The organism is Streptococcus parasanguinis (assembly GCF_047463195.1).
Classification (GTDB): domain Bacteria; phylum Bacillota; class Bacilli; order Lactobacillales; family Streptococcaceae; genus Streptococcus; species Streptococcus parasanguinis_R.
Genome location: NZ_JASHEI010000013.1, coordinates 22,204 through 32,852, shown reverse-complemented (window position 1 = coordinate 32,852; position 10,649 = coordinate 22,204). Strand labels below are relative to the sequence as shown.

10 protein-coding genes and 1 pseudogene are annotated in these 10,649 nt (G+C 40.2%); all 11 read right to left on the bottom strand.

Going from position 1 to position 10,649, the window contains the following annotated elements; all coding sequences use genetic code 11:
* Nucleotides 1–151: 151 nt before the first annotated feature.
* Nucleotides 152–1,660, bottom strand: a pseudogene (gene glpK, locus QM870_RS09870) (glycerol kinase GlpK).
* A 187-nt stretch (nucleotides 1,661–1,847) separates the two neighbouring features.
* Complete coding sequence (locus QM870_RS09865) at nucleotides 1,848–2,519, bottom strand: ankyrin repeat domain-containing protein (protein ID WP_414369455.1); 672 nt, start codon at nucleotides 2,517–2,519, stop codon at nucleotides 1,848–1,850.
* 158 nt (nucleotides 2,520–2,677) lie between these two features.
* Complete coding sequence (locus tag QM870_RS09860) at nucleotides 2,678–3,433, bottom strand: CPBP family intramembrane glutamic endopeptidase (protein WP_414369454.1); 756 nt, start codon at nucleotides 3,431–3,433, stop codon at nucleotides 2,678–2,680.
* Complete coding sequence (locus QM870_RS09855; protein WP_414369452.1) at nucleotides 3,430–4,185, bottom strand: CPBP family intramembrane glutamic endopeptidase; 756 nt, start codon at nucleotides 4,183–4,185, stop codon at nucleotides 3,430–3,432. Before QM870_RS09855 ends, QM870_RS09860 begins: the two co-directional genes overlap by 4 nt.
* Nucleotides 4,186–4,207: 22 nt before the next feature.
* Nucleotides 4,208–4,624, bottom strand: a complete 417-nt coding sequence (locus tag QM870_RS09850; protein ID WP_037615661.1) for a hypothetical protein — start codon at nucleotides 4,622–4,624, stop codon at nucleotides 4,208–4,210.
* Nucleotides 4,625–4,627: 3 nt separating this feature from the next.
* Complete coding sequence (locus QM870_RS09845) at nucleotides 4,628–5,515, bottom strand: DUF4300 family protein (protein WP_414369451.1); 888 nt, start codon at nucleotides 5,513–5,515, stop codon at nucleotides 4,628–4,630.
* 201 nt (nucleotides 5,516–5,716) lie between these two features.
* Nucleotides 5,717–6,493: an Ltp family lipoprotein gene (locus QM870_RS09840; protein ID WP_414369449.1), complete on the bottom strand. Its 777-nt coding sequence runs from the start codon at nucleotides 6,491–6,493 to the stop codon at nucleotides 5,717–5,719.
* A gap of 162 nt (nucleotides 6,494–6,655) precedes the next feature.
* Nucleotides 6,656–6,967, bottom strand: coding sequence for a hypothetical protein (locus QM870_RS09835; RefSeq protein ID WP_003006843.1), 312 nt, complete (start codon nucleotides 6,965–6,967; stop codon nucleotides 6,656–6,658).
* Between the two features lie 325 nt (nucleotides 6,968–7,292).
* The gene (locus tag QM870_RS09830; protein WP_414369447.1) at nucleotides 7,293–7,994 is read right to left on the bottom strand and encodes an Ltp family lipoprotein; all 702 of its coding nucleotides are present in this window, start codon (nucleotides 7,992–7,994) and stop codon (nucleotides 7,293–7,295) included.
* A 69-nt stretch (nucleotides 7,995–8,063) separates the two neighbouring features.
* A complete protein-coding gene (locus tag QM870_RS09825) occupies nucleotides 8,064–8,603 on the bottom strand; it encodes an RDD family protein (protein WP_195189764.1) in 540 nt (179 codons plus the stop codon).
* A gap of 81 nt (nucleotides 8,604–8,684) precedes the next feature.
* Entirely contained in the window at nucleotides 8,685–10,436 is a 1,752-nt protein-coding gene (locus QM870_RS09820; protein ID WP_414369445.1) for a glycoside hydrolase family 13 protein, read from the bottom strand.
* Nucleotides 10,437–10,649 lie beyond the last annotated feature (213 nt).

Genomic DNA, 10,649 nt, shown 5'->3' with positions numbered 1-10,649 from the left:
AAGACGCAGTGGTTGAGTGGGCTCTACTACGCTGATTTCATCAGCTTTTACAGCCCTACTCAACTGTGCGGAGGTGGGACGACGAAATCGAATTCTAACGAATTACCGATTTCTGTCCCACTCTCTTAAACTATTCGTTTGATTGATCCCTTTAGTCATCAGACTCCGCAAATACTTGAGTGGCTTTGACTGCTTTCTTCCACCCCTTGTACAGATCCTCTTTACGAGCTTCATCCATCTTTGGTTCAAAGATTTGGGCTGCTCCATGAAGAGATTTTAATTCTTCCAAGTCCTTCCAATAGCCTACTGTCAGACCTGCTAGGAAGGCCGCTCCTAAAGCCGTTGTTTCCAGATTTTTCGCGCGAGCAATTGCAATTCCAAGAATATCTGCCTGAAACTGCATTAAATAATCATTTTTCGCTGCTCCTCCGTCTACTTTTAGGACAGGGATAGGAGTTTTGGCATCTACCTGCATGGTGTCGATGATATCGCGTACTTGATAGGCAATGGATTGAAGGGTTGCTTTGATAAAGTCTTCCTTGGTCGTTCCCCGGGTAAGTCCGAAGACAGAACCACGCGCCTCTTGATTCCAATATGGCGCTCCAAGACCAGTAAAGGCAGGAACCACTTAGATTTCATCCTGGTTCTGAGACTTCAGAGCATAAGCTTCAGATTCAGGAGAACTGTCGATCATACGCAGACCGTCACGAAGCCACTGAATGGCACTTCCAGCGATAAAGATAGATCCTTCAAGGGCATAGTAGACCTTGTCATTGATCCCATAACCAATCGTCGTCAGCAGGTTATTTTCTGATAACTGCATCTCCTCACCCGTATTCATAATGATGAAAGATCCAGTTCCATAAGTATTTTTGACCATACCAGGTTCAAAGGCTAATTGACCAAAGAGAGCAGCCTGCTGGTCTCCCGCCATCCCTGCAATCGGCACTTGTCCACCGTAGAAATGGAAAGGAGCTGTCTTGCCATAGATTTCAGAGTTTGAACGCACTTCAGGAAGCATGGCTTTAGGAATGTTGAGGATTTCTAAGATTTCATCGTCCCATTTCAGTTCCTTGATATTGTAAAGCATGGTACGGGCAGCATTGGAATAGTCTGTCACGTGAGCAGCTCCATCCGTCAGCTTCCAGACCAGCCAAGTATCAATGGTACCAAAGAGTAAGTCGCCTTTTTCAGCTCTTTCTTGCGCACCTTCTACATGGTCCAAAATCCAACGAACTTTAGTCGCTGAAAAGTAGGCATCGATGACCAAACCTGTCTTTTGGTGGAAGGTTTCTACATAGCCTTTGTTTTTGAGCTCTTCAGCTAGTGGGGCAGTTTGACGAGATTGCCAGACAATAGCATTGTAAATAGGAAGCCCCGTGTTCTTATCCCAAACAACCGTTGTTTCCCGTTGATTGGTAATGCCGATTGCTTCGATTTGATTGGGCTTGATGCCACTTTCAATAAAGACCTCAGCAATCACCGACTGAACCGAGTTCCAAATCTCATTGGCATTGTGCTCCACCCAACCAGCCTGCGGGAAAATTTGAGTGAATTCCTTTTGACTAGAGCTAACTTGCTCGCCTTTTTTATTAAAAATGATAGCCCGCGAACTAGTGGTTCCCTGGTCAATCGCCATAATGAAAGTTTCTTGAGACATAAACTGCCCTCCTAAATTCGATACTTAAAAATCTTGTTCTTTCATCAACTAGTATACTCTATTTCATCATGGATTTGTATCCATTTTTTAAAGAAAATCCGGTCTAACATTTTCCTACTACTTCTAACTCTATCAGAACAAATTAAAAGAGCCCCGAGGCTCTTTTAACTAGTGGTTCAAATGCTTATCAAGATCTGTTCTGATCTAAGCGATTTAAAAACTCCATGGTCGGACTGACTTGGTAAAGTTCTTTAAGAGGAATGTTCTGATAGACCGCTATTTCGTCCGCAGTCACACCGTAACGAATTAATAGATCATAAATACGATTTAAATCATGACGTAATTCATCCGTTATGAGGACATTATCGCTTGTTTCTTTTGTTTTCCAATAATAAGATGGCAGAACTTCCTTGGTTTCAATTAAAATAGTTTGCAACAAAGTCCCACCATGGCTGTCCTTCTGAGAGATATCGGCCCCAAGTTCCAACATTTTCTCAAAAACCTTGAAAGACCGGTCAGCCTTTTCCTTAGACGAATACATCTCATATTGGCCATTCCAGCGTTTGATCATGCGCCTACAGTCAAATACAGCTCGTCCACCCGCTGTTTGGAGGACTGGTTGACAAAATGGATTCAGCTCTGTCGGCTCTTCAATAAAGTTAAGATCTGCTCCTCTATCAATGAGTAAGTCTGCAATATCTAAATGTCCCGATTTGATAGCGACTTGAAGGAGCGACTGCCCCTGATCTCTTTTAGGTTTGTCACCCGAAACAGCATTGACTTCTTCAGGCTTTTTATCCAATATCTGACGGACTCCCTCTATATCTCCTCTTCGCAACAACTGAAAGGTCTTTTGCATGTTTTTCCCCCTCTCTCATTATAGATAAGAATGACACTGTGTTGATACTTTGATCCTATCTCTAGGTTCTTCGTTAAACTGATTATAGCATTTTATGGACTCTACATTGAAGTCCTAAAGGCTAAAGATGACAGACTCCCACCGAAAGAGATTCAACTCTATTTCTCTGATTTTCGTGCAGCCACCAGCCAAGAGGCTACTAGAATTTCGAAAATAACTAGAAGGATAATCTGAGGAAGCGAGCTCTGAACCAGCATGAGGACAGCCAGACTATCAATTAGCATATGAGCAAGGATACAAGGAACAGCTCCTTTCGAGTACTCCTTGAGCGCTCCAAATAGGAAGGCATTCCCTAAAATCATCAGGTAAAAGATAAGATAGTTGGACGAACCTGCTGTAATCCAAGGGAGTTGATAGATAGGAATATGCCAGAGGAACCAGACAATGGAAAGAAGCATCATTTTAGGTATAAAGTGCTTACTATAGGAAAGATGATCTTGTAAAAACCAACGCCAACCGACTTCTTCTAGGCCTCCATATAATAAGGTCCAGGGGAAATAAATGAAGAAGGCCAAGAGGGAGTTCCCAGTAAAGCGAACGTTCATAAGCAGGATGGAAATCCCATAATAGATGACGGGGATGAAGAAAGCTAGGATCCAAGATAGGGAACTTTCTTTTTGAAGAAAGACCTTTTTGAAAAATTCACCCAAGGAGTTGACTTCACTCAACACCAGAGAAAAGACAGCCGCCACAATCAGGGGAATCAAGTTCATTAGGATAAACAGTAGTGAGGTCCCCATACTACTCCTATCTGGGAACAACCAAAGGATCACTTGCCCGACTAGAAATGTAGCAAGGAGGGCAGTCAATGCATACCAGATAGCGACTGATTGTTTTGAAATAAATTTGCTCATTTTTCTTCCTTTACAGTTATATACTTCTTTCTTGCAATCCAGATTGCTAAACTAATAATAAGAATTTTACTGACGATAGATAGCCATACCTCTTCATTCACTATCATCTGAGACAAGGAATTGATACAGGCATGGGTTATGACACAGAGCCATAAATTTTGCGTTTTATGATACAAGGCCGACAAGATAAAGCAGTTAGTTAGCAGACCTACTAGAAACGGAAACAATTGAATGACAGCTAAAGAACCGTCGATATAAAAGTATAGTAGATGCCAACTAGACCAAGCTAAAAAGGTGATCAAAGTAGCTGAAAAATATGGTATTTTTTCCTGCAAAGTTGGCTGAAAGAAATAACGCCAGCCAATTTCTTCAACTCCACCAAAAAGAAGAGCCTTAAAAAAGAGTACTACTGGCAAGACCAACGATTGAGTGGTGATCTTACCGCCAAAGATAAAAGGTAAAAAGTCGAGTAGCAAGAAAACAAGTACCAAACAATAATTAACCAAACTGTCTTTGACTTGAAAAGAATCTTTTAGAATTTGTTTGAAACTAGATTGATGGTAACTAATGCTTGCAAGACTCCCCCAAAAAGCAGATGATAAGCCAGCTAAAGCAACAGCGATGATCCCCAATGATGATGTAAAATCAACCTTGACTCCTCCTGCTCTTAAAAAACAAACCAGAAGGCTGACTCCTAATACTTGACCAAAGGTCCCTAACAAATACATAGATAGGGCTTGCTTTCTATTCATTCGCGATTCCTTTTTCTTTCAATTAATTACCAGTGCTATCTACCTTAAACCCATACCTACCTGCATTTCGTTTGAGCTTCTCCACTAGCTCTTCATTCCGCTTGCTTTTTCCAAAAAAGAAGGGAATAGTCTTTCCATTTCTAAGCTCGATATAAAAAGCATAGCGAGCCCCGCCACCAGATCGTCCACGAAAAATTGCATAGGTGATTTGCTTGATCTCTTTCAGTGGGATCCTGCGACGACTGAAACACAGAGCAACATGGATATAGAAGATTCCACGGCTAATATGGAAGGGAACAAAGAAGGGACCTCCACTACGCCTCACAATTGCCCTTCTTCTCAGGAAAAGGAAAACAGTGAAAACGAGCAAGAAAATGAGCACATATAGAATCGGAGCATACTCCATTATCTTTCTAAATTCTAACACGCTGTCTTTCATCCTCTACTTCATCTCAACCCATTTTTCATTATCCATGATAAAGGGCTTAGCCAGACCTTCGCCTGTGTAGTCTTGGTACTTGGTCTCCAAGTATTTGTAGACATCTTCCTTGGTCGCAAACTTAATGGCTTGATAGGGCTCTTCAAAGGTCAGCTTTTCGACAAAGAGATAGCCGTCCTTAGCAGGAACCAAGACACCGACGTGACCGACAAAAAGGGTATTGCCATCTAGGTTATCATGAACAATAACAGAAAGCATGCGCGCATTTTCATTGAACTTGAAATGAGCAAAATACTCTTCCATCTTCTTGGCATGGACCTTGACATCCGTTGTAGCCTCTGTCGGAACCCGTGAATACAGAATGTTAAAGGCTTTCTTGTCTGCCTCATCGAAGATCTTCCCTTTGTCAATCGCATCATTGTCCACAAATAAAAGTTCACTATCCGCTTTCATCTTAGGAATCTCGATGCGATTCTTCAGAAGAGTATAGCTATTGATCCGGCAGTTAGTTCCGACGAAATCGCCCTTTTTCTTGGTCCACAAGTCACTGATCTTCTCAACATTGTAGTCTGTTTTCTTGAAGGTGCTGAAGTCACCCGTCAAGCCGACCGAGCCAACAATGCTATCGTAATCCGTTACTAGACCCAAAAACTTGTCTACACTGTCCTGATCCAAATAAGCAGACAAAAGACTCCGCACTTCTTCGACACTTGCCTTGCTGTTGAGATTGCTGTAGGTACCCTTGTAGCGCTCTTTGTCTGAACTAGATTTCTGCACAGTAGAACTTTCCTTCTTTTCCTTGGATTGCTTTTGGTTGCTACCACAAGCCGCTAAAGCAAAAATCGCCAAGGCACAGCTAGTAAGGAGCATGATTTTTTTAGATGGTTTCATAAAGTGGTTCCTTCTCTATTGATTAAAATGTTTGTTCTACAAATTTTTCATATCGATAATCCTTCTCCTCTATTATAGTTTAAAACTAGGTTAGCTCCAACTATTTTTTACGAAATGAGAAAAGTTTATAAGTAGCAAAAAAGAGCTGGCAGACTGTCCAGCTCTTTAATATGTTACAAAAATCAAAATTAAAATTATCGTTTAATCAGACCAATCTATTTTGGCATGTTCTATTGCGTACTCCGCTTCCTCTTGAGTAAACTTTCTTATTTCAACAAGTTTTTCTAATAATCTTTCTTTCGAATAGTTGCCACCGCTTCCAAAAGATTCCACTGCTTTAACAGCTTCCTCTTTCCAATCAAAATGACCTTGCTCCACAGCATAGTCAGCCTCTTCTTGAGTAAATAGATCAAATTTTATAAGTTGATCAACTAACTTTTCTTTTGAATAATGATACATTTGATATGATTTTGCTTTTAAAAGTGCTTGCTCTTTCCAGTCTATATTAAGCTTATCGATAGCATACAGGGAAGCATCTTCTGAATACCTGTCATTCTTAGTAAGATCATTTTTAATTTGCTGCATCGATAAAGGAGATTTCTTTAAAAATTCTTTAGCTGTTGCATATGCACTTGTATATTCTACATCTAGTAAAGGTAAAGGATAAACTCTTTTCTTAAACATATTCATTAATGATTCTAAATCATCCTTATTTTTTTTGTCACTTGAAGAAGCGTATTCTTGTTTTGATGATTCAAAATCATCCTTATTTCCATCAGTTGAAGAAGAGTATTTTTGTACAGGTTTAGTCAGCTGTGATCCTGAACGTGAATTTATCCATTTATTATAACTTATTTGATACTCAATTGCCATCAAAGCTAACATTCCTACCATCAATCCAAACATCGTAAAAATAAATATAACAAATTTTTTCATAATGAATACCTTTGCTTGTTTTTCTCCAATGGAATCTTTCATCCTCTTGAACTACTTTCATTAGTATTATATCATGAAATATTCTTCTTTTTTATTAACTAATGTAAAAGTCTTCATACTAGTAAACAAAAAAGCGACTGCAATAGTTCAACTGCAATCACTCGTTCATTTGTGAGATAAAAAATAACAAAGTGTTATAAAAGATTATTTGATCTTGTGTTTGTTCATCTTTTCTTCAAAGATGGCTGTCATAATCTTGCGGAGCTCTTCTCCTTCTTTTTCAGGAAGATCCCCTTGACGTTTGGCCACTGCATAAAGTTCAGGGTATTGCTTGGCTACACGCTCAACTGTCTTGGTCGTCGCATGCCCTCTGACAAAGAATGGAATACGCTTGATCCATTCTTGCGGGACTAAAGCGAGCAACTTCTTCGCTGCTTCTTTATCAGAAATCTCAGCTGTACTCAATCCTTGCTTGATTTGTTCTTGTTCTTTTTCTGTAAAATCTTTTAATTCCATAGTAAATTCCTCATTTGTTTATCTAAGGACATATTATACACCTATGTAGAGAAAAGTACAACTATAGGATTTTGGAAAATAGAGCAAGGGCAAGTCATCCCTCACTCTGTCTCTTAATCATTAAATCTCATGACGTATATTGATTTCCGATTTACTCTGGAACACTTTCCTTTTGTTTTAAGTAATCATCACTGCTCAACTAGCAATTATAGATAAAAAAGCTTGTTTTGATCATCATTATGCCACTTTTCATAACTTTCTACCGCAGCTATCTTAGCTTCACTAACCTCTTTTAAGTTCTTCAAATCAATAGTAAAATTATTGTTTAATTTAACCAATCTACTTGAGCATGCTCTATTGCGTACTCCGCTTCCTCTTGAGTAAATTTGTCAACATTTATAAGCACCTCAAACACCCTTTCTTTTGTTAATTTGGCAACCTTTGAATAAGCTTCAGCCATCTTTACAGCCTCCTCTTTCCAATCGGAACCAACATTCTCTATAGCATAGTCAGCTTCTTCTTGAGTATATTTTTCTATATTGACAAGTTGCCAGGCTAATTTTTCTTTTGAAAAAGGAGACCTTAAATATCCTTTTGCCTTTAAAAGCGCTTGCTCTTTCCAGTCAATATCAAGCTTGTCTACCACATACTGTGCATCATCTTCTGAAAGCTTATACCGTCGCATAAGACTCTCTTTGCAAGATTGCTTTGAATAAGTGAAACCTTTAAACATAGACCTAGCTTCTTTTACATATGGAATCAAATTATCTGGTATATCTTCATCGAGTGTACTTGAAGAAGAATTTTGTTCAAAATTCGTATTTGATTTTTTATAATCATACTTCGTACTAGAACTTGAAGTAGAGTATTTTTGTACAGGATAAGTTAGCGTTGATCCTGAATCTGAATTTTTCCATTCATTATAACTTCTTTGATAACTATATCCCATAAAAACTACCCATCCTACCATCAATCCCACCATCAATACAAACATCGCAAAAATAAATATAAAAAATTTTTTCATCATGAATACCTTTAGTTTTTTTAGCCTAATTAATTTGGTTATTTGTTCTTATCGACAGCCTAACATTTCATCCTAGTCACCTTTTAGTTGCACTTGCGTATGGGCTAGCAGGTCTCCTAGATGCCTCTTATCATTTCTAAACATTGTCATTGCCAGTAGCAAAACTGCGAGGAGAGTCGCCGAAATAGAGAGGCTAATGGAAAACATATCAAAATCACTATAGAAGCCATGAATCGTGCCCATATGACCGAGTTGCCAAGGTAAAAATTTGATGACATTTCTAATCAAGCTAGCCTGGACTGTTTTTTTCTGGTAGACCAGTTCAAGTCCCGCTTTTACCTTCCCAAAACTGCCATCATTTTTATAATCCAAGAATGTGAACAGGAGCGTGATTGGCAAAACAGAGGTGAAAAAGACAAGCCACTGTGACTGAATTTCTGTAAACTCTGGGACGCCATTAAAAAAGATGATGTAAATAAGCATCGAACCTAAAAACAGAAGAACTAAGTAAGCTAGAATGAAAAGATAATCAAACAGAAATTCTGTCATTCTTTTTTTAAACGAAATAGGATTGATTGCTAATATCTTCATCACTGTCTCCCCCCTTCTCATCTCCTATTATAATATAAGGGTGCGAATAAAGATACTATTTATAAAAAGAAGCCCGCAATCTCTCGATTCCAGGCTTCTTTCTTACTGCTCTTCCCTATAAATAACAAAGCCATTTGGCTGAATGATCAATCGATCATCGGAAATGCTTCCAAGACTGATCAGATCTGCCTGTCCGCTTTCTATGACAAAGTCTGTCTTTGAGTGGTTAAAGTAGGCTTTGAGAATGTGACCTTCATGTTTCCATTCTACTGCCACCACATCCGGCTCTACTTCTTTCAGACCCACTTTACCATGCTGAATCATGCCCGCCACTTCTTTTCGGAGCTGTATCAAGTCCTTCATAAAGTTTAGCATATCATTGTCTGCTGACACGCGCTCCCAAGGCATGACACGGCGGCAATCTGGGTCTGGGCCACCGATGAGGGCTAGCTCCGTTCCATAATAGATACACGGCGTTCCGCGTTGCAGATAGAGGAAGGCGAGGGCAGACTTGACGGACTGGAGATCCCCTTTTGCCGTCGTCAAAATCCGCTCTGTATCATGGGAGTCTAAGAGGTTGAACATGACCTCAGAGATCTGCTGCCTGTAGTACATCGACTGGCTATTGATCTCCCAAATGAAGCGTTGCGTCTCCTTATGTCCTCGCAGGAAATAATCCTTGATACTTTCAGAGAGCGGATAGTTCATCACGGCATGGAACTCATCACCATTAAGCCAAGGTTGGGACGAATGCCAGATTTCTCCAAGGATATAGAGATCCGGCTTCTTGGCCAAGACCGCCTTACGGAAATCTCGCCAGAATTGATGGTCGATTTCATTGGCCACGTCCAGTCGCCAAGCATCAATATCAAACTCTTCAATCCAGTATGTCGCCACCTTCAATAGATAGGTCTTCACCTCTGGATTAGCCGTATTGAGCTTGGGCATATAGCCCGCAAAGGCAAAAGCATGGTAAGACAAGTCGCGACTATTCCACAGATTTTCTGAGGAGACAGGGAACTCTTTAATATGGAACCAGTCCTTGTAAATCGAATCCTCCCCGTATTTGACCACATCCTGCCATTGGGGTGAATCATAGCCAATATGGTTGAAGACGGCATCCAGCATGATCTTCATCCCACGCGCGTGAGCCTCTTTCACCAGCTGGCGGAAGGTCTCTTTATCACCAAAATGTCGATCGATTTCAAAGTAATCGATGGTGTCGTATTTGTGGTTGCTCGGCGATTCAAAAATCGGGCAAAGGTAGAGCCCTGTGATCCCTAACTCCTGCAAGTAGTCCAAGTGATTGATGATCCCCTGCAAATCTCCACCAAAGAAATCCAACATTGTAGGGGCAATTGACGCATCCCAAGGACGGACACCTTCTGGGGAAATGGCTGGATTCCCATTGGCAAAACGCTCAGGAAAAATCTGATACCAAACTGTCTGAGCCACCCAGTCCGGTACAGAACACCCATCGATCTCATGGATAAAAGGAAGCTTAAAACCGTTCATGACGAAGTCCAGATTCTCCTTGGTGTAGGCTACCACACCTCGATCTCCATACAAAATCTTCTCTCCCGCCGTGGACTCTAATTCAAAGAGGTACTGGATCCGTGCATGGCGGACAGATACCGACACTTGCCAATAATCAAAGAGGTCGTCGGTCGTCACCTTGTCCATTTCCTTAGTTGCCTCATAAAGATCCTCTATAAAAATAAAGGGATCCCCATAGTGCAAGACAATCCGTTTGATATCTTCTTTCTTGGTCCGGATGCGAATGTGAAGCTGGCCATCCTTATAAAGATAGGCGTACTCCGATTCAGGCCGGTGATAAATCGCTGTTAATTCCATCTGTCTTGTCTCCTACTATACTCTCTTTTCATCATTTACCAATTTATGCAAACGATTCCATAAACTATTTCTAGTATACTACTTTATAAAAACGTTTGCAAGATGCTGAGAGGTAATTTTAGATTCCTCACTTTTTATAATTGTATTGCACACAAAAAGCCCAACAATTGGGCTTAAAGATTTTTGTTGAAGCAATGACTTTACCTTATAAGC